This window comes from Bacillus sp. FSL R9-9497 (assembly GCF_038005805.1).
GTDB classification, from domain to species: domain Bacteria; phylum Bacillota; class Bacilli; order Bacillales; family Bacillaceae_G; genus Bacillus_A; species Bacillus_A cereus.
The window spans coordinates 4,408,434-4,433,309 of sequence record NZ_JBBOTY010000001.1 but is presented as its reverse complement, the minus strand read 5'-3'; the positions used below and the strand labels follow the sequence as shown (position 1 = coordinate 4,433,309).

The following is a 24,876-nucleotide window of genomic DNA, read 5'->3' as shown; positions in this document are numbered from 1 at the left end:
AGCTTGTTGCGGAATGTTTTTGGTGATTGGGGTTATTTATTTAGTTGTTTTTGCGAAGTGAAAAAGCGTCAATCGTGGCAGAATGATATTGCCATAGATTGACGCTTTTAATATATGTGAAAAGGAATAGAACATGAAAATCAACCAATACATAAGCGAAGCAAAATCATGCTCCAGACGTGAAACAGATCGCCTCATTAAAGCTGGACGCGTGGCTATTAATGGTGAAATATGTACGCACGGTGCACTTGTGAGCGATGGTGATGTTGTAACGATTGATGGGCAAGTTATTGTAAAAGAAGAGAAAGAAAAGGTGTACATAGCCTTTCATAAACCAGTCGGAATTACTTGTACAGCAGCTGATCATATTGAAGATAATATTATTGATTATATCAATTATCCAGAGCGAATCTTTCCAGTTGGACGATTAGATAAAGCATCGGAAGGACTTATCTTATTAACGAATGACGGCGGCATTGCGAATCGAATTTTACATGGTGATCATGAGCACGAGAAGGAATATGTTGTCACAGTCGATAAACCTTTTACGGACTGGTTTATTGATGAGATGTCCAGCGGTGTAAAGATTAAAGATGGAATGACGAAGCCGTGCAAAGTGACAAGAGTCGATCAATCAACATTTCGTATTGTTTTAACGCAAGGAATGAACAGGCAAATTCGTAGAATGAGTCGAGCTTTCGGGTTTACTGTAATAAAGCTAAAGCGAGTACGCATTATGAATATAGAGCTAAATGAGCTTGAAGTTGGAAAGTGGCGGAGCGTTACGGCTGAAGAGTTAGAAATTTTAATAGGGCAGTTATAGGGAGGGAAAATTTTCTCCCTATATTTTTTTTGTCAGAAAAAATAAAACTATTGATTTTTTAAAAAATAGCCCATATAATAAAAAGCAACAAGTTTCGACAAGATATTTTATAAAAGTAATGATGAGGACATGAGTTGTATTTTACGATTCTCAGAGAGGGAAGCCTTAGGCTGTGAGCTTCCTAATACGAAAAGACAAGCTTACCACCTCTAAACTTCAAGAGTGAACTGCATACATGATGCATTGTAATTCTTGGCGGATAAAACCGTTATCAATTTACACGAGCTATAAAATGAGCGTATTTCGTTATAAATTCATTTTATTAGAATAAGGGTGGAACCACGATTTCAACACTCGTCCCTTTGTTAGGGACGGGTGTTTTTTGCGTTCTTTTACGGGGAAGTATGCTTGAAAGAGGATATGTAACGGATTTCAATTCAGAATATTTTGTTAATTCATCATTTTAGGAGGTTAGTAGAAATGAAATCATCTTTAAAGTTTTCAGAGATGTTTGCAATAAGTTTAATGTTATTTGCACTGTTTTTTGGTGCAGGTAATATGATTTTTCCACCAGCGTTAGGGCAAGGTGCTGGAACGGACGTATGGATCGCGCTGTTTGGTTTTATCGTAACAGGCGTTGGACTACCTTTATTAGGAGTAATTGTTATAGCTTTAAAGGGAGATATTAATGAGCTAGCAGGACGTGTACATCCTATATTCGCACTTGTTTTTATCACTGCAATTTATTTATGTTTAGGCGTATTCGTAAGTGTGCCGCGTACAGGAACAGTAGCTTATGAGATGAGTGTTGCACCGTTTTTACCAAGTGAGATAGCTGGTCAGTCATATCCACTTGTTATCTTTACACTTATTTTCTTTGCAGTCACTTTCTATTTAGCTTTAAATCCTTCGAAATTAGTGGGTCGTATTGGTAAAGTGCTAACTCCAATATTATTAGCTGTTATTGCAATTATCGTAGGTAAAGCACTTATTACACCAATTGGAGAATTTGGTGCACCGACAGAAGCGTATAGTGCTCCTCTCTTTAAAGGATTTATTGATGGATATTTAACTTTAGATGGACTTGCAGCACTGGTATTCGGAAATGTTGTAATTCATGCGTTAAAAGAAAAAGGCATTACAAATAAAAACAGTATTGCAAAAGTAACAATCTTTGCAGGATTTATTGCAGCGCTTGGTCTACTACTTGTGTATTTAGCACTTGCTTATCTTGGAGCTTCTAGTGTGTCACTTGGAATGGGCGCAAACGGAGGAATTATTTTAACAAATGTCGTGAATCATTTATTTGGTAGCTACGGAACTTTATTATTAGGGATCGCAATTACAGCAGCATGTTTGACAACTTCTGTAGGTATTGTTGCAGCTTGTGGTGATTACTTCTCTTCCTTATTACCAAAGCTTTCTTATCAAAAAGTCGTTTTCATTTTCTGTGTATTAGCATTTATGGTAGCAAACCTTGGGTTAACTCAGTTAAATGCATTAGCGTTACCAATCTTAATCGCAATTTATCCAATTGGAATCGTACTTATCGTATTATCACTTGTTGAAAACTACGTTCGTCTTCCATTAGCGATGTATGTGGGCGGGATTGTAGGAGCATTTGCAATAAGTTTCTTTGATGGATTACACAATGCAAACCTTCAAATTGCAGCGCTAGCACCTATTTTAGATAAGATTCCATTATATAGTGTAGGAATTGGTTGGTTAGTTCCAGGGATAATCGGTATAGGATTTGGTTATATAGTTTCTAAGTTTCAAAAGCAGGAAATTGCTGTAGAGAAATAGAGAAAAGAGACTTTCTATAACAGAAAGTCTCTTTTTTTGTAAAAAAAGCAGCATATAGAGAAATTCAGATATTAAAAATTTTATACGTAATATAGTTGACAAAAAATTTATGAGTAGGCTAAGATTGACTTAGTTGTGGAAATATTGGAAGGGAAGTGAGGGAAAAGGGGTTTCTATAACTATAGTGTTGTTATGGGAAGAGGTGAAAGAAGAGGAGAAGAGATAGTTTATTTTTTTGATTTTCATTGAGAATGATAATCAATAAATACGTTTTATCATTTTTTCTCAGTTTCTATGCCTTCGTATAAGGAATAGGGTGAGATATTATTTTTAACATTAAATGAGAATGATAATCAATAATACTTATGTTAGATAAAAGAATGCTAATTAAATAATAGGTAGAAGAGATTATTTTTTTCTTATAAATTGAGAATAATTATCATTTTCAAGAAGTGAAATAAAAGATAACCAAGGAGGAAACAAGAAAAATGAAAAAGGTTTCTGTATTACCCGCTTTTATTATAACGTTCGTATGTATGCTAGCTTTTCTTGTAATGCCATACGGGAATGCTTCAGCAAAACTAGCTGATGGTACTTACGATATTAATTACGTAATTCAAAAAGCGGAAAATGATTCAGCTTCAATGGCAAATGACTATTTTGAAAAGCCGGCAAAATTAATAGTGAAAAACGGTGAGATGAGAGTACAAGTTCCGATGAATCATAGTGCTTGGATTACAGAATTTAAAGCACCAGAGAATGGGAATTTTGTTGATGCGAAAGTTGTTAGTAAAGATGAATCGGCAGATAAAAGAACAGTAGAGTTTAAAGTAGATGATTTATCCAAACCGGCAGCTGTAAAAATTCATGTTGTTGTACCAAATGCAAACTATGACCACCACTACACAATTCGTTTTGCATTTGATGCAAATGTAAAAGCTGTAGGTGGCGATAACGGCGTAGCTGCTACAAAAAAAAATAATGATCAAGCGAAAACAGATACACAAGTAAAAGAAGAGAAAACAAAAGTAGAGAGTAAGGAAACAGCTAAAGAAGTGAACAAAGAAACAAAAAATGAAAATGGAAAAGCTGAAAAAACAGATAACCCAAAAACAGGCGATGAAGCACGTATTGGATTGTTTGCAGCGTTAATTCTTATTTCAGGTGCTTTCTTAATTCGTAAAGTGAAGTTGAGTAAATAAATCTTTTGAAGGGTGATGAATATATGTTTAAACAATTTAAAATGATTATTGCCGTATTTGCTGTTTTATTTACGTTTATCGCAACACTAGGTTTACAAGATGCAAAGGCTGCTACAAAACTAGCTGATGGAAAATATAATATTGCTTTTACTGTATGGAAAGGCGATAAAGATGAATCGTCTAGAATGAATAGTTATTTTGAAAGCCCAGCAACATTAACAGTTAAAAATGGAAAACAATACGTTTCATTTAAAGTGAAAGATAGTGCTTCTATTAAAAGTTTCCAAGTAGAAAAAGATGGTCAATTTGTAGAAACAACCGTGTTAAGTGAAAACAAAAAAGATAATACTAGAGTAGTAGAATTTGAAGTTGCTGACTTGTCAAAAAAACTAAATGGAAAGGTGAAAATTAATATTCCAATTATTAATTATAATGCTTCGTATGATATTCGCTTTGTATTTGATGGGAGCAGTATTAAATAATTTTCAAAAGGGAGAGTCGTTCCATTGAACAGGTATACAAAAATTATTGTTGCTATGTTTTTAATGATATTTACATTCGTATCAACATTACAACCACTTGCAGTTCAAGCAGCTACCAAGTTGGCTGACGGTGAATATTCAATTGGGTTCAAAGTTTTAAAAGATACATCAGATGAAGAATCGATGATGAATCAATATTCAGTAAGTCCGGGAACTTTAAAAGTGAAGGATGGGAAAAAGAAAGTATCCTTTACATTAACGAATAGTTCATGGATTACGAAGTTTGAAACAGAAAAAGCAGGTAAGCTAGTTGCGACAAATGTAATTAGTGAAGATAAAGAAAAAGATACAAGAGTAGTAGAATTTGATGTAGAAGATGTAGAGAAGGTATTAAATGCAAAAGTAAAAGTAGATATTGATTTTTTAAATTATCATCATGAGTACGACGTTCGTATTGCATTTGATCAAAATAGTATTACACCAATTCATGTGGAACAACCAAATGAAAAAGAGGACCCAGCTAATAAGCCAGATCCAAATGAAAAACCGGATCCAAGTCAGAAGCCCGACCAAAAGCCTGACCCAGATCAACAACCAAATTCTAACACAATTAAAGATGGTGCGTACAGCATTCCATTTAAAGTGTTAAAAGATCAAACAGATGAAGAATCTAAGATGAATACTTACATGGTAAATCCAGGAGTATTAAAAGTAGAAAACGGTAAGAAAAAAGCAATTGTAACATTAAAAAGTAGCTCATTAATTAAAAATTTTCAAACGGAAAAAGATGGCACATTTGTTGATGCAAAAGTAGTAAGTGAGGATACGGAAAAAGATACAAGAGTAGTAGAGTTTGAGGTAAACGATTTATCTAAAAAACTAAATACAAAAGTATTTATCGAAATGGCATCAAGAAATTATAAGCAAACGCATGATGTACAACTTTTATTTGAACAAGATAAACTTGAACAAATTAAAAATGAAGAGAAACAACCAGAAGTAGAAAAACCAGAAGCAGAAAAACCAGAAGTAGAAAAACCAGAAGTAGAAAAACCAGAAGCAGAAAAACCAGAAGTAGAAAAACCAGAAGCAGAAAAACCGGAAGTAGAAAAACCAGATGAAAATAAAAAATCAGATGAAAATAAAAAACCAGATGCTGAAACAATTAAAGATGGTGAATACAGCATCAATTTCAAAGCATTAAAAGATCAAACAGACGAAATTTCAATGATGAACACATATACAAAAAGTCCAGGTGTGCTAAAAGTAAAAGATGGTAAGAAGTATGTATCATTTACGTTAACGAACAGTTCTTGGATTACAAAATTTGAATTTGAGAAAAATGGTTCGTTTGTTGATGCACATGTAATAAGTGAAGATAAAAAAGCTGATACACGCGTAGTGGAAGTAGAAGTACCAGATTTATCAAAAAAGTTAAATGCAAAAGTAAAAGTAGATATCGATTCAATGAATTATCACCATTTTTACGATATTCAATTTGCATTTGATAAAGGTAGCATTAAGCCGTTAGATAGCCAAGGCGGAAACAACAACCAAGGCGGAAACAACAACCAAGGCGGAAACGACAACCAAGGCGGAAACAACAACCAAGGCGGAAACGACAACCAAGGTGGAAACAACAACCAAGATGAAAATAATAAACCGAGAGTAATAGTTGATTCGAAAAATTTAGTAGATGGCCAATATGATATTACATTTAAAGTATTAAAAGATAAAACAGATGAGATTTCAAAGATGCATGACTATGTTGTAAATCCAGCGAAATTAATCGTAAAAGATGGTAAAAAATATATTGAGATGACGCTGAAAAATAGTGCGTGGATTACGAAATTCCAAGCGGAAAACAATGAACTATTCGCTGATGCGAAAGTAGTAAGCGAAGATAAAAATGCAAATACGCGAGTAGTACAGTTTGAAGTAGAAGATCTATTTAAAAAATTAAACGCAAAAGTAAAGGTAGACATCGATGAGATGAACTACCATCATTTCTACGATGTACAAATTCAATTTGATACAAATAATATCGGCGCGTTAGGAACTCTTAAAGAGGAACCGAAAAATGAACCGAAAAATCCAGTGACTACACCGAAAGTAGATAATGTAAAAACAGTAGGTACTCCTGATTTTAATCGAAATGCAGATGGTCACAAGAAAAAAGAAGATACAAAAAATGATTCGAAAAAAGAGAAAAACTCAAAAACTGCAGATACAGCACAACTTGGTTTATATATGGTGTTACTGCTAGGTTCACTTGCTTTACTAGTTCGTAAATATAGAGCAGGTAGATTGTAATTTTTGGAGTCTTGATGCATATTCGCGTGCATCAAGACTTGTTTCATATTGTATGGAAAGGAGTGGTGATTGAGAGTGAAGAAAATTGCAAGTGTACTAATGGCTATCATTTTGTTAATGAGTATAGCCGGGTGCTCATCACCAAAAAAAGAATCAGCAAAGCAGGTAAAGAGTGAAAGTAAAGAGCGCGTCGTTGCAACAACAGTGGCTGTTACTGAAATTATGGATGCGTTAGAAGTAGATTTAGTCGGCGTTCCAACAAGTTCTAAAACTTTACCGAAGCGATATAAAGGTTTACCTGAAGTTGGGAATCCAATGAGTCCAGATATGGAAAAGGTAAAGTCATTAAAGCCTTCAGAAGTGTTATCTGTGACAACACTTGAATATGAATTAAAGCCAGTTTTTGATGGTGTGGGTATGAAAGCAAACTTTTTAGATTTAACGAGTTTGAAAAATATGCAAAGTTCTATTAGCGATTTAGGTAAGAAATATGGGCGTGAAAAACAGGCCGAAGCAGTAGTAACTAAATTAGATAAAAAGGTTGCTAGCATTCAAAAAGAAGTAAAAGGAAAGAAAGAACCGACAGTGCTTATTTTATTAGGTGTGCCGGGAAGTTATTTAGTAGCAACAGAGCATTCTTATATTGGAGATTTAGTGAAACAACTAGGTGGTAAAAATATTGTGCAAGGTGAACAAGTAGAATATTTAGCTTCTAATACAGAGTATTTAAAGAAAGCTGATCCAGATATTATTTTACGAGCAGCTCATGGTATGCCTGATGAAGTTGTAAAAATGTTTGATAAAGAATTTAAAACAAATGATATTTGGAAACACTTTGCTGCGGTTAAAAATAACCGTGTTTACGATTTAGAAGAGCGTTTATTTGGAACGACAGGTAATTTAGCAGCAATTGAAGCATTAGATGAATTGAAAAAAATGATGTATCCGTGATGCATTTTAATATAAAGGAAGAGTAGAATGAATAAAAAAACTTGGAGTTTCCTCATTGTTACTGCATTGCTTATTGTTATGACATCATTGTCAGCGATGAAAGGTAGTTTAGAAGTAGGTATTGTTGAACTTGTACAAGGGATATTTACAGGTGGAAATGAAGATGTTGAAGTCATTAAAGATTTACGTTTTCCGCGTATTATTATTGCGTTGTTCACTGGAGCGGCTCTCGCTGTTTCAGGTGTGCTTTTTCAAGCTGTTATGAAAAATCCACTCGCTGATGCTGGGGTAATCGGTATATCTTCAGGAGCAAGTTTTATGACACTTGTTATTATTACGTTGTTCCCGCAATTCTTTTTCTGGACACCCGTATTCGCCTTTTTAGGTGGTGCGCTTGCATGTTATCTCGTTTATTCGTTTTCATGGAAATCAGGATTAAGCCCGCTTCGCATTATTTTAATTGGTATTGCCATTAATGCAATGTTTACTGGATTAAATGAATCATTCGTTACGATTTGTGGATATTTTATTAAGAGTATTAAGCAAACGACGACTTCTAACATAACAATGAAGACGTGGGGCGATGTAGAAATAATGGTGACTTATGGAACGGTTGGTCTTATTCTTGCTCTGTTCGTAGGGGCTTGGTGTAACTTATTATCGCTACAAGATAAGACTGCGAAAAACTTAGGCTTGCACGTGACGAGAGTTCGTCTTATTATTTCTGCCATTGCAGTACTCTTAGCGGCAGTATCAACAGCGATTGCAGGTGTTATTGCTTTTGTAGGATTACTAGTTCCGCATATTTCAAGACAATTAGTCGGTTCAGACCATAAAGTATTAATTCCATTTTCTGCTCTTGCAGGGGCGTTATTAATTTTGACGGCAGATACGATTGGAAGGTTAATTGTGCCACCTAACGAAATTCCAGCAGCAACAATTATGGCGGTTATTGGTGGTCCATTCTTAATATTCTTGCTTAGAAAGAGTGATAAAGTTCATGGAAATTAAAAATGTAACCTTTTCATACGATAACGTAACAAATCGATTAAAGTCTGTTAGTAGTGAAATAGAAATTGGGAAAATTACAACAATCATTGGACCGAATGGATGTGGGAAATCAACATTACTTAGTGTCATGTCTAGAAACCACGCTCCTAGCAGTGGAGAAGTAATACTTGATGGGAAAGCGATTAGTGAATATAAACCGAAAGAGTTTGCTAGAAAACTAGCGGTTGTCCATCAACAAAATGAGGCTCCAGCAGATATTACAGTGGAAAAGCTAATAAGCTTCGGGCGTATGCCATATAAAAATATATTCTCTCCGCAAACAGATGAAGATAGAGAAGCGATTGAGCGTGCGCTAGTATGTACGAATTTACAAAGTAAGCGTGATAAGCCAATTTATGCTTTATCTGGTGGAGAGAGGCAGCGAGTTTGGATCGCAATGACATTAGCTCAAAATACACCAATGCTCTTCTTAGATGAGCCGACCACATATTTAGATATTTACTATCAGCTAGAAATATTAGAGTTAGTGAAAGAGTTAAATGAAGTGCATGGACTAACGATTGTAATGGTATTACATGATATTAATCAAGCCATTCGTTATAGCGACCATATTATCGTTATGAAAGATGGAGAAATCATTACGAAAGGTAATCCTAATGATGTAATAACAGAAGAAATGGTTAAAGCAATATATGGTGTAGATGTCATTGTAAAGCAGGATGAAGATACCGGATTGTACATGGTACCTATGGGAATCTAAAGGCTGAGCATAATCCGTTTTGAGGTGATAATTTGAATAGTAAGAAAGGACGGAAAAAGAATTCTTTTTTTCAACGCATACTTACAATTGTGTTTTTAGGAATCTTTTTCTATTCAATGTATGAGTTGGGCGGGATTTTCATGGATTATTATGAAAATCGTAAAGTAATGGCTGAGGCACAACATATTTATAAAAGAAGTCCAATGGAAGAAAAATCAGAAGATGGAGAGGTACGTAAACAGTTTCAGGATCTCCAGAAAATTAATCCAGAGATAGTCGGATGGATTACGATGGATGATACACTAATTAATTATCCAATCGTTCAAGCAAAAGATAATGATTACTATTTATTTCGTAATTATAAAGGTGAAGATATGAGAGCGGGAAGCATTTTTATGGACCATCGTAATGATGTGAAATCTCAAAATCGAAATACGATTTTATATGGCCATCGTATGAAAGACGGTTCTATGTTTGGTAGTTTAAAAAAGATGTTGGATGAAGACTTTTTTATGTCTCATCGTAAATTATATTACGATACATTATTTGAAGGATACGACGTGGAAGTTTTTTCAGTATACACGACAACAACGGACTTTTATTACATTGAAACGGATTTTGAAAATGATGCAGCATATACATCGTTCTTAAAGGAAATTCAAGAAAAATCACTGTACAAAACGGATACGGAATTGACGGCTAATGATGAAATCGTAACACTTTCTACTTGTGACTATGCGCTTGATCCAGAGGCTGGAAGGCTAGTTGTACACGCAAAATTAATAAAAAGAAATTAAAGAAAAAAGTATAGAATATGAGAAGTGATAGATAACGCTTCTCATATTCTATACTTTAAAAAAGGACTGTTTTTACTGTGCTGCAGCCATTGGCATACGTACAACTTTTACATCATAGTAAGCAATTTTATTATCAAGAATATATTCTGGCATTCCGCCTTGATGTGAGTGAGCATCTTTAAATGCAGCGCTCTTTGTCCAACCTTGGAAATCTTCTTTTGCATTCCAGCGAGTGCTAATTGTTACTTCATCATAATCAACTGTATTTTGCGTTAAAAGAACTTCTAGACCTAAAAAGCCTGGCATCGTTTCAACTTTACCTACTTTATTAAAACGCTCAATTAATTTATGTCCATTTCCCTTTGTAATTTTAGCTGTATTTGTAACAATAATCATGTTTATTCCTCCTATTAAATATAGCCTTTATTTTCGAGAACTCATATACATTAAATGATAATGAAAATCATTATCATTGTCAATGCTAAATGTGAAATATAAAAGTTTTTTATATTATATTGGACAGTAAGATTTCCAGTTCAAAATGTAGTAAATATGTGGCAGTTAAGCGAGAGAATGAGCGAGTTGTACTAGCAAAGCAATAATATGGTATAGTGAAACGAGGCTGTTTTTTCAGTCTCGTTTTTTAAATGCTTCCTGTAGAGAAAGCATGCAAATGGAAAGGAAGTTATTATATGCGATCAGAAGTAACTGTAAAAATAAAACCGAAATTTATAAAAGAAATTAAAAGTGGATATCCGCTTATTTTAAAAGATGCGATTCAAAATTTAAATGATGTTCAGGAAGAAGGAACAATCATTAAAGTAGTAGATGAGAAGAACCAATTTATCGGAAAAGGCTATTATGGAAAACAAAATAAAGGATACGGCTGGATTTTAACGAGAAAAGAGAGTGAACAAATTAATCAGTCTTTCTTTGAAAGTAAAATAAAATCTGCCTTACATAAACGAAAGCAATTTTACAAATCAAGTGATACGACAGCATTCCGCGCCCTAAACGGTGAAGGTGATGGTCTTGGAGGACTAATTATCGATTATTATGATGGCTACTACGTAGTAAGTTGGTATAGTGAAGGGATTTATACTTTCAGAGATGAGATTATAGCCGCTCTTCAAAAAGTAGCAAACTTTAAAGGTATTTATGAGAAAAAGCGTTTTGATACGAAAGGGAAATATATTGAGGGTGATGATTTCGTAGCAGGAGAGCGTGGTGAGTTCCCGCTTATCGTAAAAGAAAATGGTGTGAACTTTGCTGTTTATTTAAATGACGGAGCGATGGTTGGTGTATTTTTAGATCAGCGTAACGTTCGAAAACAAATTCGTGATAAGTATGCAAAGGGAAGAACCGTGTTAAATATGTTCTCTTATACAGGTGCTTTTTCTGTATTTGCAGCGCTTGGCGGAGCGAGCAAAACGACGAGTGTCGACCTTGCAAATCGTAGTTTAAGTAAAACGATTGAGCAGTTTAGTGTAAATGAAGTTGATTATGAAGCGCAAGATATTATTGTAGAAGATGTATTTCTTTACTTCAAATATGCAGCGAAGAAAAAAATGAAATTTGAGATGGTCGTACTTGATCCTCCAAGCTTTGCACGCTCAAAAAAATATACATTTAGTGCAGCAAAAGATTATAAAAATTTATTAAAAGAAACAATTGCTATTACAGAAAATAACGGTATTATCGTTGCTTCTACAAATTGTAGCGCATTCGATATGAAAAAGTTTAAAGGCTTTATCGATACAGCCTTTAAAGAAATGAATGGCAAATATAAAATATTAGAAGAACATTCTTTACCAGAAGATTTCCGTACCATTGATCAATTTAAAGAAGGAGACTATTTAAAAGTAGTTTTCATCGAGAAAATTAAAGGTTAATAAAGAAAAGGAGCTCGAGTTTACTTGAGCTCCTTTTCTTATTGAACGATATTTTGTACTCTACCGACTTGCCCGTCCTGCAATCGCACTTTAATGCCATGCGGATGGGAAGGGGAGTTTGTTAAAATATCTTTTACAATTCCACGTGTTAATTTGCCTGTTCGTTGATCTTGTTTTAATACAATATCAACTTCAAGACCGGGTGCTATATTAGAACGTTTTTGTCCGTTCATTTACACACCTGTACGTCTACGTTGGTTGTTTGTTTTCTTTGTTTGTTGGTTTTGTAATTTTTTTGTTTCTTGGCTTTGATTTTTGGCATTTTGACCATTACCGTTACCTTGCTTTTTCTTTGCAAGTTGTTCACGCATTAAATCAGCTAAGCTTACTTTTTTGTTTTCTGACATGATAAGTCTCCTTTATATAAAGTTAATTATGAACTATCGTAGTAAATTTCATCATATCATTGTTAGGGAAGGAAGGGAAGTTGGTTTGAAAATTCATATAATTCTTCACAGTATTCATTCGTTACGATACAATTAAAATGCTAATGTTTGTAAAAAAGGGGATAGACATATGTCGCATCATATTTTATTAGTTGAAGATGATATCTCAATTCAAGAGATGGTGGAAAAGTATTTAATAAAAGAGGGCTTTCAAGTAACAATTGCGTCTGATGGAGAAGAAGGCGTGAACACATATTTAAAAGGTTCATTTGATTTGATTATCCTTGATATTATGATGCCAAAGCTAGATGGCTTAGAGGTTGTACGAATCATTCGAGAAAAAAGTGCAGTTCCGATTTTAATGATGTCGGCAAAAGATACAGATGTTGATAAAGCTGTTGGATTAGGACTTGGAGCAGATGATTACATTTGTAAGCCATTTTCTATGATTGAATTAGCTGCACGTGTAAAGGCAGGTATTCGGAGGTCTACGAAATATTCGGCTACAGAATCAACAGAAGAAAAAATGATTCAAATTGGTGATTTAACAATCGATCCAATTAATTTTACGGTTGAAAAAAACGGGAAACCTCTCAAACTTACTTTAAAAGAATTTGAGATCTTAAAACTGTTCGTAAAAAATCAAAATCGTGTATTTACGAAAGCACAAATATACACGTTAGTTTGGAACGAAGAGTATTACGGTGACGATAACGTCATTAATGTTCATATGAGAAGATTGCGTGAGAAAATCGAAAGTGATCCATCTAATCCAGAATATATTAAAACGTTATGGGGCATCGGCTATAAGCTGGAAGTGATGTAATATGATCAATTTGTTAATAGGTATTATTTTTATATTGTTATGTGTTATTTATATGCAATATAAAATGAGAAAAAATAGTAGTAAAAATTTACGATACACATATGAAAAGTTAGAAAGTATTGTAAATGAAAAAACAGGCGAGACGTTACTCGTTATGACAGATGATCTAGAATTGCAAAAATTATTAGTGGCAATTAATCAATTATTAGATGCAAAACAGAAAACGAATGCAGATCATGCAAAAGTAGAAATTTCGATGAGAAAAATGCTTTCAAATATTTCGCATGACTTGAAAACACCACTAACAGTTATTCTTGGATATACAGAAATGTTAAATAAGGATAAAACGATGAATAAAGAAGAACAACAAATATTACTTGAGAAAGTGCATACGAAAACACTAGAAGTGATGGAGCTAATTCATAAGTTTTTTGATTTAGCGAAATTAGAATCTGGTGACAAAGCAATTGAAATGACAAAAGTAAATATGAATGAAGTTTGTCGCGAGAAGATTTTATCATTTTATGATTTAGTGACGACGAAAGGTTTTCAGGTTCATATTGATATACCAGAAAGAAATATATACGCACTTGGAAATGTGGAAGTATTAGGTAGGGTATTGAATAATTTAATATCAAATGCGATTACATATGGAGACGATGGAAAGGCACTCGGTATGACGTTAAGAGATGATGACACGAGCGTGTATATAGATATATGGGATACAGGAAAAGGAATTGATGAATCTCATATTGATAAAGTGTTTGAGCGTATGTACACACTTGAAGATTCAAGAAATAGATTGTACCAAGGAAGCGGTCTCGGATTAACGATTACGAAACGGCTTGTGGAAGCGATGGACGGAAAAATTCATCTTTCTAGTAAACCGTATGAAAAAACAATTTTTACAATTGTATTAAAAAAGATGCTGTTTTAGCTTGTAGAGAAGTAGATTCTACAAGCTTTTTTTCAGCGTAAGGAATTTGTAAGAAACGGGTAAGAAAAAAGAGATTTCCGTTGTCTATTATAGAAATATAGAGTATTGCGAAAGGGGAAAGTAACATGACATATATATTAAAAACAAATCAGTTAACGAAAGTGTTTAAAGGGAAAGAAGTTATTTCCAGTGTTAACATGCATGTGAAAAAAGGAGAGATATACGGTTTTTTAGGACCAAACGGTGCTGGTAAAACAACGATTATGAAAATGATTACAAATTTAATAAAACCGACGAGTGGTGATATTGAAATCTTCGGTGATAAATTAACAGATACATCTTATGAAGTATTAAAAAGAATGGGGACAATTATTGAATATCCAATCTTTTATGATAAATTAACGGCGAAAGAAAACTTAGACCTACATTGTGAATACATGGGCTACTACGATAAAAATGCAATTGACCATGCTTTACATTTAGTGAAACTACAAGGGGTAGATAATAAAAAAGTAAAAGATTTTTCATTAGGAATGAAACAACGACTCGGTATTGCAAGGGCAATCGTTACAAAGCCAGAATTGCTCATTTTAGATGAACCAATTAACGGTTTAGATCCAATTGGTATTAAAGAGTTACGAGACTTATTTAAAATGCTCTGCAAAGAATATGGCATTACATTATTAGTTTCTAGTCATATTTTAGGTGAGATGGAACTAATGGCCGATACAATTGGTGTGATTCAAAATGGAAAACTAATAAAAGAAGTTTCAATGAAGAGTATTAACGGAAAACAAACAGAGTATATTGAAATTACTGTTCCTGATGTGAAACGTGCAGCTTATATTTTAGAAGATAAACTTGGTATAAAAAATTACAAAATAATGAGCGGAAACATGATTCGGATTTATGAAGTGGCGGTGACACAGCAAGCCATTTCAAAAGCACTTATTATGAACGATGTGGAAATTGAAAGTATTAATAAAAAACATAGTTCCTTAGAAGAATATTTCTTAAATGTAATGGATGGAGAAGGTATTCATGCTTAATGGACTGTGGCTGAACCTGGTAAGTGGATTTATCGTAATGCTAATAAGTGGAATTTTATATTATAGAAAACCAGAGCGGAAATGGTTGTTCATTGTACTAGTGATAGGAATGTTAAGCTTCGTTACTGCTGGAATTAGAATGTTAGCAGCGTAGAGACAGGTATATAAAGAATGGAGGCGTAATTTATATGTTTAAATTAATGAAGCTCGAATGGAAGAAACATAAATTATCTCGTTACTTTAAAAGTGTAGCAATTTGTATTATAGCAATTTTTGCTGCAGTAAGCCTTATGGCATTGGGAATGAAAGCCGAGGAAGACATGCTCTTCTCTGACTTCACACAGAACATGGCTGCAGCAAATATTTTTATTAGGATAACATTCATTATTTTTAGTTCGGTCATTTTATCACGTTTAGTAATTGATGAGTATAAGAACAAAACGATGCAATTATCGTTTATGTACCCGCTGCAAAGGAAAATGCTAATGAGGGCGAAATTAACAATTGTTTTTTGTTTTTGTTTTGTGAGCACCATTATCGCTACTTTTATTATTAGTTTACTCGTATATTTTGTGAGTCCAATGATGGGACTGATTGAAACGCCAGCTACGATAGGTGAAATAATAGCTATCGTTCCAGATACTTTTATAAGTGCATTTATGATATCTGGTATAAGTTTAATTCCTTTATTTTTTGGAATGAGAAAGAAATCGACACCGACAACGATTACTTCGGCAGTAATAATTGGTATGCTGATTAGTGGTAACGTTGGTCCTGGAAACGATCAAGTAAGTATGTTTGATTTTATAGCTATCCCAATCGTGCTCTGTTTATTAGGGATTTTCATTAGTTATTTATCATTTCGTAAAATCGATAAGATTGATGTGGTGTGAAGCAAGCTTAAAACAACAACGAACTGGGGTATGAATGGTGAAAAAGATAATAGTAATTGCAATATTATTCATTACAATTGCTAGTGTAGTTTTTGGTATTAAGGTATTTCAGGGGAAAGATTTTAAGAAAGAAAAGTCTTTTGAGATAAATAATATAAAAGAAATAGAAGTAGATAATGAAAACTGGAATCTTGAATTTAAAAGTACAGACGCTAATAAAATAGTAATTTCTGCTCAAGGTGAACAAGCAGATAAAGAGATAGATCCCGTCAAAATAGAAAATGATGAAAATAAAATTGTGATTAAGCAAAAACAAAAGGTGAACAGATTTTTTTATGGTTTTACGTTTAGGAAGAAAAATAGTATATCTATAGCTATTCCGAAGAAAGAAATAGATAAAATTGTATTAAATAATAAATCGGGTGATGTGAAAATAAACGATATAGTAGTAAAAAGGATCGTGACAAAAGGCAAATCTGGAGATGGAATGATTACAGGACTATCGGCAGAGAAGGGTGAATTTACATCCGAAAGCGGAGATTTAATGTTAAAAGATAGTTCATTACAAGAAGTAAATATAACTTCCACTACTGGTGATAATTATGTAAAAAATGTAAAAAACGAAAATATGAACATCACTTCAACATCTGGGGAAGTATTACTGAAAGATATGACAGAAGGAAAATCATTATTTGTAGAAACAAAATCAGGGGATATTGGCGTACGGTATAAAGGTGTCCCGGCATCATTGAAGCTTATGGCTAAAAGTAATTCGACTGACGTAATAGTGGATTTAAAAGGACTTAAGAAAGATAAAAATACAGAAAAGATAAAAGAGGGAACTATTGGTGATGCAAAAAACGAAGTGAAGATTTTAAGTAAAACAGGGGTAATTTATATTGATTAAAGTTTAAATGAAAGGAGGAATATCATGCTACGTCTTATGAAGCTAGAATTGAAGAAGTTTAAGTTTGGATGGTATGTGAGGGGAGCAGTTATTGCAAATATCATTATACTGGCATTATTAATCTTTGTTAGTTTCATTGCACAAATAGAAGGAGATCCAGAAATAAGAGATCCGCAGATGATTTTGCTAATGGCTAGTACAGTAGTAAGAGCAACATTTATTATTTTTGGTAGTGTGTTAATCGCAAGGTTAATAATTGGCGAATATAAAAATAAAACAATACTACTCATGTTTTCTTATCCTATTAACCGAAAGAAAATGATGGCTAGTAAGTTGGCTATTACAGCGATAGTAACATTTATAACAGTTATTGTATCTAACATTTTAGTAGTAGGAATTTTCTTTGGGATAGATAGTTATTTTTCAATTCTTCCTCATTCATTCACAGTAGATCAATTGGTGCAAGAAGGAATAAAACTGGTTCCTTTAGCTATTGCAACTGCGGGAATGAGTTTAATCCCATTGTATTTCGGAATGCGTAAACGTTCAGTGCCAACTACAATTGTTTCATCTCTTATCGTTGTAGCAATTGCAATGAATAGCAACCCAGCGTTTCCTACAGCAACTTTACTTCCCCTTCAACTAGCACTCGCAGCAATTGGAGCTGTGATTGCATATTACGGAATTAAAAATATAGAGAAGGAAGATATAACTGTATGACAAGAATAAGAAAAAAGAGTTGGCGTTACACTAACTCTTTTTTGTATATGTATGCTTCGTTACTACTCTGTAAATTTGGAGTGTTTGCTTAAATACTCTTGAACTCCTGGAGAGATATTAAAGTTATTAGGACTTTTATATTCGATAGTAAAATCTCCGTCTCTACTTGTCTCAAAGGAGATGGCATAGCTATTCATTTTAGCATCGTAAGAAGTATTTTTGACTTCTGCATCTAGATTAAAATATTTTGTAATATATTCTTTTGAGTCCGTAATTGCTGCTTGTTTTCCCCAAGGGGTACCATAATAGGTGAAATAAAGAGATACACTAATAACTCCAATAAGGGAAGTTAGTAAAATAGTTCCCATAGCTATTTTTTTATTTTTTGTATTCAATTTGGTTACTCCTCTTCGTAATATGTATTCATTTTAACCTATATATTCCATAAAACAACCATTTTAAAAAATAGTTTCACATGAAACAAGTTACAGAAAAAGACAAGATATGTAAACACCTTGTCTTTTTTGTCATTACATTTTAGGAGCTACCATTCCAGCCGCAGCCCACTCTTCTTTTGCGGGGCCGTACACACCAGGAACTGTTAAGCCGGCTTGTCGCATTAAAACCGTCATTTGCCCGCGATGGTGATTTTGATGATTAATAAGTGTCATTAAAAATATAGAATTCGGCATAGGGCGACCAAAGAAGTCGTTAATAGTAGCTAAGTCTTTATCAGTCCATTTACTTTGAAGTGTTTCAACAAAAGCCGCGTTCACTTTACGGTACTCATCTGCAATTGTTTTTGCAGAAGTTGGAACAGGATAATCTTTCGTTTCTCCTTCAAACTTTAGCCCTGTGCCAGATAGTATAACAGGAATTGCCGTCACGATATGCCAAGCGACTCTTCCTAAAGTCCAATGTTCAGGTGCAATTTCTTGTGATAAAGATGCATCGGTTAATGAATCAAGCATTTTCTCAGTAGACTCTGCTTCGTATGTCCATGATTGTAAAAAGCCTTCAATTGTTTGGTACATAGTTATCCCTCCTATTTTTGTTCATAGATTAAATTCGTGAGAGATAATATAATCCCTGTTCCACAAGAAATAATTAATTAAGCATTGCTACAATATGAAAACAATTAGAAAATATTTGTAAAAGTGTCAGGAAACGAATGTGCTCATTCGTATATATAATGAATAAAGAATAGGATAAAGAGTGGTGATAAGGGTGAAGGATATAGAAATAGTAGAAGGTCTTCGGAAACAAGATATGTTAGCATTACATACAGCAATTGATCGATATGGAGATTTAATTTATAAGGTAGTTCATAGTATTTTAGATACTGCACAGAGTAAGGTGTTAGTGGATGAATGTGTTGACGATATTTTATTAATCGTTTGGTACAACATTAGTAGTTATGATGAAAATCGTGGGAAGTTTAGAAACTGGCTTATATCTGTCGCTAGGTTTAAGGCCATCGATTATAAACGAAAAAGTAATAAGTCTTATCAATTACAAGAGTTTCAGCAAGAAATATATGAAGATAGAAAAAATGTCAATTTAACAAAAGAAGAGCGAGATTATAATTTTTACGTTTTAATTAAAGAATTGAATGAAGAAGATAAGAAAATTTTTATAAAAAGGTATTTAGATGAATATAGCGTACAAGAAATAGCGCTTGAATTCGGTATGACACGAGATACGGTATATAGTAGGCTTTCAAGAGGGAGAAAGAAATTGAAGAAGCTGCTGGGGGGGAAAAGGAATGAATAAAGAAAAGTTACTTCAGGAATTAAATAACTTACAGTATAGCGATAATTGTGTAGATGATTATAGAAATGATGAGAAAATAGATAAAAAGAAAATAGATCGTACAAAAGAAGTTGTAACAAAAACAATTTTAATGAAACGTTGTTATGAGGTTGTACAAGAAGAGTTACAGGGAAGCGAAGAGATTTTATATAGTATGCTTGCCGAAAATCATCGTGTGAAAAATTGGCAGACAGGCACAGCAATGACATTAGGGATAGGCGTTCTTGCAATGAACTTCGGTATTAATAATGTGTTAATCGTTACAAATAAACGGTTGTATGTGTTTTTTATGGATCGTTATTATAATGAAGTTGATTTAAAAGTATGTGTATTGAATGAAGTAGCTTATATGAAAACAATATTAGACCGTAAAGGTGGAAGTGAGTTTCTGCATATAAAGTATAAAAATGATAACGAATACGTATTATTGGGAAATGCTGATGATTACAGAGAGTTATTTCAAATAGTAGGTAGGTTGAAAATAGCGAATGGAATAGAATTGAGATTACAAGATAAGAAATTAAAGAGAAAGTTAACTTTAAAACGAAGTGTGTTCAATATAATCATGTATTTACTTGTTATATATATTATGTACAAAGCCTATGTTAATTTTATGCCATAATAGGAAAAGACGGCTTCACATATATGAAGCCGTCTTTTAATTAACCTTCTTCCCACTCTTCCTCATCAACCATAAGAAATAAGGTGCTCCAAGTACAGCAACGACAAGACCAGAAGGAATTTCTTTCGGATATGCGATTGTACGTCCAAGTAAGTCAGCAACAGAAAGAAGGATTGCTCCAAATAGTGCTGAACAAACGAATAGTCTTTGATGATTCATACCAACAATAATTCTTGCTAAGTGAGGTGCGACAAGGCCTAAAAAGGCAATTGTACCGACAGCAGCGATATTTACTGATGCAAGTAGTGTCGCTAGCACAATCAGAGCAAGACGTGTTTTATTTACTGGTTGCCCAAGTCCAGTTGCTAAATCGTCTCCAAGTACGAGAACGTCAAGTTGTTTTATTAAGAAAAAGATAATGAATACAAGAATTAGAGATGGATATAGAATGATATTTTCTAAGTGATTCCATCCTCTTGCATACGTACTGCCAGATAACCATGTTAAAGCAGCGGCAACATTCAAATTGGCTCTAACGATAAAGATTTGAATAATTGCCGAGCCAAGTGCAGAAATACCAATTCCTATTAAAGCAAGGGCTGTTGGGCTAAATCCTGATTTCCATGAAAAGAAGAGGACAATTCCTACTGCAAGTAGTCCTCCGATAAATGCACCAATTGGTAGAAAGAAACCAGGAAGTGCAGGAAAGACATACATAATAGTTAAAGCACCAACACCAGCTCCCGATGAAATACCAATAATAGAAGGATCGGCAAGTGGATTTCGTAATATACCTTGGAAAACAAGCCCACTTATTGCAAGGCATGCGCCAGCAATAGCAGCCACGAGCATTCTTGGTAAACGAAGATTCATCATCATGTTTTTGTCAAATAGTGTTAATTGACCTGATATAACATTTGTAATACTTTCGATATAAGCGTTACTACCGATTGTAACACCAAGAGCAATCGTCACAATACAAAGTGTGATAGATATAATGATTACCTTTTTATAAGAGTAATAGCGGGAACTAGCTCCAGCTGCATTCGCACCGTTATCATTCATATATTGTTTCGACTTCATCATTCGGTACACTAAGTAAATAAGCCAAGGAGATCCAATCATTGCTGTGACTGCCCCAACAGGAAGTTCTGCACCGGTTGGATCTATTAATCTACCGACAACATCTGCTCCAAGTAATAATACTGCCCCCCATAAGAAAGAAGAGAGAAGAAGAGTAAAGTGTTGACGGTATCCGATAAGGCGCATTAAATGAGGCGCAACTAAGCCGACAAATCCAATTGGTCCAACAACAGTAACAATTACTGCTGTTAAAAAGATTGCAGCAATGAAGGCGATAAGACGTGTTACTGCTGTTTTTTCACCAAGAGAAACAGCAACATCATCACCAAGTAAGAGAATGTTGAGTTTACGAGACATAAATAGTAAAACTAGGAAAGAAATAATGATAAATGGAAAAGCAAATTGAACGCCATCCCAGTTATTTTGAATAAGAGAGCCAGCTCCCCATAAAAATAAACCAGCTGTTTCATTTTCATAGAAAAGCTGCATCGTTCCGGTAAAGGCAGAGAGCATTAATGTAACGACCATACCAGCTAATGCCATTCTAAGTGGGGTTCCCTTTTTTCCACCAGAAATACGGTATACAAATAAAGCAGTAATAGCGCCGCCGATAAATGTGAACAGAAGAGAATTAATTTGTAAACCTTTCGGTAAGAAAATTGTAGCCGCTACTAGAAAGAAATATGCGCCAGAGTGAATACCCATTGTACTGGATTCAGCAAGTGGATTTTTCGTTAACGTTTGTAAAATAACCCCTGATGCAGCAAGAGCGCCTCCAGCTAAAATGGCAATTACAGCTCTAGGTAATCGAAGCATGATTAAAGTTTGATGTTCTAGCGATTGGTTCGGTGAGATAAGAGCATCAATAATCATACTATAGGAAATGTTTGCTTGACCTTGTCCGATATGAATAAAGAAAAGGAGGAGCAAGAGAGCTGCTCCTCCTCCGAATACAAGACTTGCTCGAAGTGTGTGTTGTAAGCTATTCATCGTGTAATCACTTCTTCGCTGTCATTACATCTGCTACTTGTGTTGCTAAAGATGTTGCAGACTCAGGACCACCGAAAATCCAAGTATCGCCTTTTAATTTATACATTTTGTTTTCTTTTTTGAACTTTAATTCTTCCCAAGCAGGGTTGCCTTTTAGTTGCGTGTCAAAAATGTTATCTTCATCCGCTACAATGTAAATGAAGTTTGAATCTTGTACACTTTGTAATGATTCTACAGTTGTTTGTTTGAAACCATCTGGCTCAGATTTTCCTGCTTCAAAAGTATTTGTTAAACCTAATTTTTTTGTAACTTGTAAAGCTAAAGAATTGTCAGTTAAGATACGGAATGTTGGTACGTTTTTAGCAGTAAATGCTTGTGCCATTGCGATGTTTTTATCTTTTAAGTCTGCTTTCTCAATTTTTGCTTTTGCATCAGCGAATGCTTTATCCATATCAGCTAATACTTTTTTACCTTCTTCTTCTTTTCCAACTGCTTTTGAAATTTGTTTAAATGTTTCTGTCATTTCAGCAAAGTGATCGTTATTACTTGTTGATGGATCAAACATAACTGTTGGTGCAATTTGCTCTAATTCATTTTTAATTGCTTTACCACGGAATGAAGCTGTGATAATTAAGTCTGGTTTTAAACGGCTAATTTCTTCTAAGTTTGGTTGTTGACGTGTCCCTACATCTACAACATCTTTACTCGGTTTTGTTTTTGTATTTACCCATTTATTATAATTCTTAATGTCTGCCATCCCTACTGGCTGAACACCAAGTGCTAATAAGTCTTCTGAATATACCCACTCAAGTACAACTACTTTTTTCGCTGGTTTATCTAACTTCGTTTCCCCTTCAGCGTGTTTAATTGTTATAGCTTGATTTTTATTGTCCGCTTTTGTTTCTTTTTTCTCCTCTTTTTGCTGTCCGCATCCAACAGCGAATAAAAGAATCACTATGAAAATACTGAGAATTTTCTTCATCTTCTGCCCCCAAATTAAGTGTTTTTTGTAACTAGTACCGTAAGTGAAAATGGTTATCAATTACAACAACCAAATCATACTATGAGGATAAATTAAGTGTCAATATTTTTTTAAAATTTTGACTAAAAACAACAAATTATACAGATTTTTATATGTTATAGTCGCTATTTATGAAGAATAAGCCTCTTTACTAAAAAGATTGGCGAATGTGGAAAGTTTAAATGGGAACTTGGCTGTGTACGAAAGTGTAATGTGTATGGTTAATAATCTGTGGAGATGGGGCGAAAGTACAAGCAAAAGGAGTGAGAATAGCATGTAATAATTACTAGAATGTATAGAATAAACCTGTGTTTATCCCTAATAGGTAAAGTATTTCTTTGTTATTTAGATAGATTTTTTTAACTCGGTGATTGTACTTAAAAGATTGCATGTAAAGGAAGTGATCAACATGTCTTCATGGAGCAATAACGTAAATGGATATTGTGGGTGTAATAATCAAAATGGTGTACATGTTGATTCATGCTGTTTTAGTTGCGATGGGACAGTGCCTAAAGTTGGTCCAACCGGTCCGACGGGAGCAACAGGCTCAACCGGTCCGACGGGAGCGACAGGTCCAACGGGAGCGACAGGTTCAACGGGAGCGACAGGTTCAACGGGAGCGACAGGTTCAACGGGAGCGACAGGTTCAACAGGTCCAACGGGAGCGACAGGTTCAACAGGTCCAACGGGAGCGACAGGTTCAACAGGTCCAACGACAGGAGCGACAGGTTCAACAGGTCCAACGGGAGCGACAGGTTCAACAGGTCAACGGGAGCGACAGGTTCAACAGGCCCAACAGGAGCGACAGGTTCAACAGGCCCAACAGGAGCGATAGGTTCAACAGGCCCAACGGGAGCGACAGGTTCAACGGGAGCGACAGGTTCAACAGGTCCAACGGGAGCAACGGGTCCAACAGGAGCGACAGGTTCAACGGGAGCGACAGGAATAACAGGATCAACGGGTTCAACAGGTCCAACGGGAGCGACAGGAATAACAGGATCAACGGGTCCAACAGGAGCGACAGGAATAACAGGATCAACGGGTCCAACAGGAGCGACAGGCCCAACAGGAGCAACAGGCTCAACCGGAGCTACAGGTACAAGTATCACGGCGACATATGCATTTGCAAATAATACGTCAGGAACAGCGATATCAGTACTTCTAGGTGGAACGAATGTCCCGCTTCCGAATAATCAAAATATCGGTCCAGGTATTACGGTTTCCGGGGGAAATACAGTATTTACGGTTGCAAATGCTGGAAATTACTATATTTCATATTCGATTAATATAACGGCTTCATTATTAGTTAGTTCACGGATTACAATCAATGGAGCACCACTTGCCGGAACAATCAATTCTCCTGCTGTAGCGACTACATCATTTAGCGCAACAATCATTACAACTCTTGCAGCAGGAGATGCTATTAGCTTGCAATTATTTGGTTTGTTAGCTGTCGCAACATTATCAACAACTACTCCAGGAGCAGTGTTAACGATAATAAGATTAAGTTAAACTATAACTCTCTTACTCTTT

Annotated in this window: 26 protein-coding genes, 1 pseudogene and 1 other annotated feature; of the genes and pseudogenes, 20 read left to right on the top strand and 7 right to left on the bottom strand. The window is 34.6% G+C overall.

What is annotated here, in order from left to right; genetic code table 11:
• Positions 1 to 133: 133 nt before the first annotated feature.
• From MKY21_RS22850 to srtB, 9 genes are all read left to right on the top strand, one after another.
• A complete protein-coding gene (locus tag MKY21_RS22850) occupies positions 134 to 823 on the top strand; it encodes a 23S rRNA pseudouridine(2604) synthase RluF (RefSeq protein WP_061663239.1) in 690 nt (229 codons plus the stop codon).
• 109 nt (positions 824 to 932) lie between these two features.
• Positions 933 to 1,188 (top strand) — a binding site (T-box leader).
• Positions 1,189 to 1,303: 115 nt separating this feature from the next.
• On the top strand, positions 1,304 to 2,629 hold the full coding sequence (gene brnQ6 / locus MKY21_RS22845) for a branched-chain amino acid transport system II carrier protein BrnQ6 (protein ID WP_000842650.1): 1,326 nt from the start codon (positions 1,304 to 1,306) through the stop codon (positions 2,627 to 2,629).
• 488 nt (positions 2,630 to 3,117) lie between these two features.
• Positions 3,118 to 3,831: a heme uptake protein IsdC gene (isdC, locus tag MKY21_RS22840; protein WP_016118697.1), complete on the top strand. Its 714-nt coding sequence runs from the start codon at positions 3,118 to 3,120 to the stop codon at positions 3,829 to 3,831.
• Positions 3,832 to 3,854: 23 nt separating this feature from the next.
• A complete protein-coding gene (locus MKY21_RS22835) occupies positions 3,855 to 4,313 on the top strand; it encodes an NEAT domain-containing protein (protein ID WP_000476165.1) in 459 nt (152 codons plus the stop codon).
• A gap of 24 nt (positions 4,314 to 4,337) precedes the next feature.
• A complete protein-coding gene (locus MKY21_RS22830; RefSeq protein ID WP_341077434.1) occupies positions 4,338 to 6,626 on the top strand; it encodes an NEAT domain-containing protein in 2,289 nt (762 codons plus the stop codon).
• A 69-nt stretch (positions 6,627 to 6,695) separates the two neighbouring features.
• Positions 6,696 to 7,577, top strand: a complete 882-nt coding sequence (isdE, locus tag MKY21_RS22825) for a heme ABC transporter substrate-binding protein IsdE (protein WP_002098036.1) — start codon at positions 6,696 to 6,698, stop codon at positions 7,575 to 7,577.
• Positions 7,578 to 7,604: 27 nt separating this feature from the next.
• Positions 7,605 to 8,588 carry a FecCD family ABC transporter permease gene (locus MKY21_RS22820; RefSeq protein ID WP_044796489.1) on the top strand — a complete coding sequence of 328 codons (984 nt, stop codon included), beginning with the start codon at positions 7,605 to 7,607 and terminating at the stop codon, positions 8,586 to 8,588.
• Complete coding sequence (locus tag MKY21_RS22815; protein WP_000403761.1) at positions 8,578 to 9,348, top strand: ABC transporter ATP-binding protein; 771 nt, start codon at positions 8,578 to 8,580, stop codon at positions 9,346 to 9,348. The genes MKY21_RS22820 and MKY21_RS22815 overlap by 11 nt, the downstream gene beginning before the upstream one ends.
• 32 nt (positions 9,349 to 9,380) lie before the next feature.
• A complete protein-coding gene (gene srtB, locus MKY21_RS22810) occupies positions 9,381 to 10,145 on the top strand; it encodes a class B sortase (protein WP_086392255.1) in 765 nt (254 codons plus the stop codon).
• Positions 10,146 to 10,217: 72 nt separating this feature from the next.
• Here the strand turns inward: srtB and isdG are convergent, their stop codons facing one another.
• Positions 10,218 to 10,541 carry a heme oxygenase gene (gene isdG / locus MKY21_RS22805; protein ID WP_000587818.1) on the bottom strand — a complete coding sequence of 108 codons (324 nt, stop codon included), beginning with the start codon at positions 10,539 to 10,541 and terminating at the stop codon, positions 10,218 to 10,220.
• Between the two features lie 296 nt (positions 10,542 to 10,837).
• Between isdG and MKY21_RS22800 the strand changes: the two genes are divergently transcribed.
• Positions 10,838 to 12,037, top strand: coding sequence for a class I SAM-dependent rRNA methyltransferase (locus tag MKY21_RS22800; protein WP_086392254.1), 1,200 nt, complete (start codon positions 10,838 to 10,840; stop codon positions 12,035 to 12,037).
• Positions 12,038 to 12,075: 38 nt separating this feature from the next.
• On the opposite strand, the gene MKY21_RS22795 is transcribed toward MKY21_RS22800, so the two are convergent.
• Positions 12,076 to 12,270 (bottom strand): YwbE family protein, encoded by a 195-nt coding sequence (locus MKY21_RS22795; protein ID WP_001014310.1) that lies wholly within the window; start codon positions 12,268 to 12,270, stop codon positions 12,076 to 12,078.
• Positions 12,271 to 12,444: a hypothetical protein gene (locus MKY21_RS22790; protein WP_001293578.1), complete on the bottom strand. Its 174-nt coding sequence runs from the start codon at positions 12,442 to 12,444 to the stop codon at positions 12,271 to 12,273.
• A gap of 169 nt (positions 12,445 to 12,613) precedes the next feature.
• Between MKY21_RS22790 and MKY21_RS22785 the strand changes: the two genes are divergently transcribed.
• The 7 genes from MKY21_RS22785 (at position 12,614) to MKY21_RS22755 (ending at position 17,815) form a co-directional block, all read left to right on the top strand.
• Entirely contained in the window at positions 12,614 to 13,309 is a 696-nt protein-coding gene (locus MKY21_RS22785; RefSeq protein ID WP_016118692.1) for a response regulator transcription factor, read from the top strand.
• A gap of 1 nt (position 13,310) precedes the next feature.
• The gene (locus tag MKY21_RS22780) at positions 13,311 to 14,246 is read left to right on the top strand and encodes a HAMP domain-containing histidine kinase (RefSeq protein WP_044796492.1); all 936 of its coding nucleotides are present in this window, start codon (positions 13,311 to 13,313) and stop codon (positions 14,244 to 14,246) included.
• 125 nt (positions 14,247 to 14,371) lie between these two features.
• Positions 14,372 to 15,295, top strand: coding sequence for an ABC transporter ATP-binding protein (locus tag MKY21_RS22775; protein WP_044796494.1), 924 nt, complete (start codon positions 14,372 to 14,374; stop codon positions 15,293 to 15,295).
• Positions 15,288 to 15,449 (top strand): hypothetical protein, encoded by a 162-nt coding sequence (locus tag MKY21_RS22770; RefSeq protein ID WP_000931813.1) that lies wholly within the window; start codon positions 15,288 to 15,290, stop codon positions 15,447 to 15,449. The genes MKY21_RS22775 and MKY21_RS22770 overlap by 8 nt, the downstream gene beginning before the upstream one ends.
• A gap of 34 nt (positions 15,450 to 15,483) precedes the next feature.
• The gene (locus MKY21_RS22765; RefSeq protein WP_000475529.1) at positions 15,484 to 16,188 is read left to right on the top strand and encodes an ABC transporter permease; all 705 of its coding nucleotides are present in this window, start codon (positions 15,484 to 15,486) and stop codon (positions 16,186 to 16,188) included.
• 34 nt (positions 16,189 to 16,222) lie between these two features.
• Positions 16,223 to 17,095 (top strand): DUF4097 family beta strand repeat-containing protein, encoded by an 873-nt coding sequence (locus tag MKY21_RS22760; RefSeq protein WP_044796495.1) that lies wholly within the window; start codon positions 16,223 to 16,225, stop codon positions 17,093 to 17,095.
• Between the two features lie 24 nt (positions 17,096 to 17,119).
• Positions 17,120 to 17,815, top strand: a complete 696-nt coding sequence (locus MKY21_RS22755; RefSeq protein WP_000945182.1) for an ABC transporter permease — start codon at positions 17,120 to 17,122, stop codon at positions 17,813 to 17,815.
• A gap of 62 nt (positions 17,816 to 17,877) precedes the next feature.
• Here MKY21_RS22755 and MKY21_RS22750 read toward each other — a convergent pair whose 3' ends face one another.
• Both MKY21_RS22750 and MKY21_RS22745 read right to left on the bottom strand, forming a co-directional pair.
• Positions 17,878 to 18,210, bottom strand: a complete 333-nt coding sequence (locus tag MKY21_RS22750; protein WP_001093299.1) for a YfjL-like protein — start codon at positions 18,208 to 18,210, stop codon at positions 17,878 to 17,880.
• Positions 18,211 to 18,345: 135 nt separating this feature from the next.
• Positions 18,346 to 18,849 (bottom strand): DinB family protein, encoded by a 504-nt coding sequence (locus tag MKY21_RS22745; protein WP_086392253.1) that lies wholly within the window; start codon positions 18,847 to 18,849, stop codon positions 18,346 to 18,348.
• A gap of 235 nt (positions 18,850 to 19,084) precedes the next feature.
• Between MKY21_RS22745 and MKY21_RS22740 the strand changes: the two genes are divergently transcribed.
• Both MKY21_RS22740 and MKY21_RS22735 read left to right on the top strand, forming a co-directional pair.
• Positions 19,085 to 19,588 (top strand): sigma-70 family RNA polymerase sigma factor, encoded by a 504-nt coding sequence (locus MKY21_RS22740; RefSeq protein WP_206702468.1) that lies wholly within the window; start codon positions 19,085 to 19,087, stop codon positions 19,586 to 19,588.
• On the top strand, positions 19,581 to 20,249 hold the full coding sequence (locus tag MKY21_RS22735) for a hypothetical protein (RefSeq protein ID WP_001031129.1): 669 nt from the start codon (positions 19,581 to 19,583) through the stop codon (positions 20,247 to 20,249). Before MKY21_RS22740 ends, MKY21_RS22735 begins: the two co-directional genes overlap by 8 nt.
• Positions 20,250 to 20,285: 36 nt before the next feature.
• Here MKY21_RS22735 and fhuB read toward each other — a convergent pair whose 3' ends face one another.
• Entirely contained in the window at positions 20,286 to 22,322 is a 2,037-nt protein-coding gene (fhuB, locus tag MKY21_RS22730) for a Fe(3+)-hydroxamate ABC transporter permease FhuB (RefSeq protein WP_001087098.1), read from the bottom strand.
• A gap of 7 nt (positions 22,323 to 22,329) precedes the next feature.
• Positions 22,330 to 23,304, bottom strand: a complete 975-nt coding sequence (locus MKY21_RS22725; protein WP_086392251.1) for an ABC transporter substrate-binding protein — start codon at positions 23,302 to 23,304, stop codon at positions 22,330 to 22,332.
• 547 nt (positions 23,305 to 23,851) lie between these two features.
• Here MKY21_RS22725 and MKY21_RS22720 point away from each other — a divergent pair.
• Positions 23,852 to 24,855, top strand: a pseudogene (locus MKY21_RS22720) (BclA C-terminal domain-containing protein); the annotation flags it as partial.
• Between the last annotated feature and the right edge of the window lie 21 nt (positions 24,856 to 24,876).

Bases quoted from the DNA above. Each gene is read 5' to 3' on its own strand.
- MKY21_RS22755 (WP_000945182.1), top strand. From the start codon at position 17,120: ATGCTACGTCTTATGAAGCTAGAATTGAAGAAGTTTAAGTTTGGATGG.
- isdG (WP_000587818.1), bottom strand. From the start codon at position 10,541: ATGATTATTGTTACAAATACAGCTAAAATTACAAAGGGAAATGGACAT.
- MKY21_RS22735 (WP_001031129.1), top strand. From the start codon at position 19,581: ATGAATAAAGAAAAGTTACTTCAGGAATTAAATAACTTACAGTATAGC.
- MKY21_RS22820 (WP_044796489.1), top strand. From the start codon at position 7,605: ATGAATAAAAAAACTTGGAGTTTCCTCATTGTTACTGCATTGCTTATT.
- MKY21_RS22795 (WP_001014310.1), bottom strand. From the start codon at position 12,270: ATGAACGGACAAAAACGTTCTAATATAGCACCCGGTCTTGAAGTTGAT.
- fhuB (WP_001087098.1), bottom strand. From the start codon at position 22,322: ATGAATAGCTTACAACACACACTTCGAGCAAGTCTTGTATTCGGAGGA.
- MKY21_RS22760 (WP_044796495.1), top strand. From the start codon at position 16,223: ATGGTGAAAAAGATAATAGTAATTGCAATATTATTCATTACAATTGCT.
- MKY21_RS22780 (WP_044796492.1), top strand. From the start codon at position 13,311: ATGATCAATTTGTTAATAGGTATTATTTTTATATTGTTATGTGTTATT.
- MKY21_RS22745 (WP_086392253.1), bottom strand. From the start codon at position 18,849: ATGTACCAAACAATTGAAGGCTTTTTACAATCATGGACATACGAAGCA.
- MKY21_RS22815 (WP_000403761.1), top strand. From the start codon at position 8,578: ATGGAAATTAAAAATGTAACCTTTTCATACGATAACGTAACAAATCGA.
- isdC (WP_016118697.1), top strand. From the start codon at position 3,118: ATGAAAAAGGTTTCTGTATTACCCGCTTTTATTATAACGTTCGTATGT.
- MKY21_RS22785 (WP_016118692.1), top strand. From the start codon at position 12,614: ATGTCGCATCATATTTTATTAGTTGAAGATGATATCTCAATTCAAGAG.
- MKY21_RS22790 (WP_001293578.1), bottom strand. From the start codon at position 12,444: ATGTCAGAAAACAAAAAAGTAAGCTTAGCTGATTTAATGCGTGAACAA.
- MKY21_RS22850 (WP_061663239.1), top strand. From the start codon at position 134: ATGAAAATCAACCAATACATAAGCGAAGCAAAATCATGCTCCAGACGT.
- MKY21_RS22725 (WP_086392251.1), bottom strand. From the start codon at position 23,304: ATGAAGAAAATTCTCAGTATTTTCATAGTGATTCTTTTATTCGCTGTT.
- MKY21_RS22775 (WP_044796494.1), top strand. From the start codon at position 14,372: ATGACATATATATTAAAAACAAATCAGTTAACGAAAGTGTTTAAAGGG.
- brnQ6 (WP_000842650.1), top strand. From the start codon at position 1,304: ATGAAATCATCTTTAAAGTTTTCAGAGATGTTTGCAATAAGTTTAATG.
- MKY21_RS22765 (WP_000475529.1), top strand. From the start codon at position 15,484: ATGTTTAAATTAATGAAGCTCGAATGGAAGAAACATAAATTATCTCGT.
- MKY21_RS22800 (WP_086392254.1), top strand. From the start codon at position 10,838: ATGCGATCAGAAGTAACTGTAAAAATAAAACCGAAATTTATAAAAGAA.
- MKY21_RS22770 (WP_000931813.1), top strand. From the start codon at position 15,288: ATGCTTAATGGACTGTGGCTGAACCTGGTAAGTGGATTTATCGTAATG.
- MKY21_RS22835 (WP_000476165.1), top strand. From the start codon at position 3,855: ATGTTTAAACAATTTAAAATGATTATTGCCGTATTTGCTGTTTTATTT.
- MKY21_RS22740 (WP_206702468.1), top strand. From the start codon at position 19,085: ATGTTAGCATTACATACAGCAATTGATCGATATGGAGATTTAATTTAT.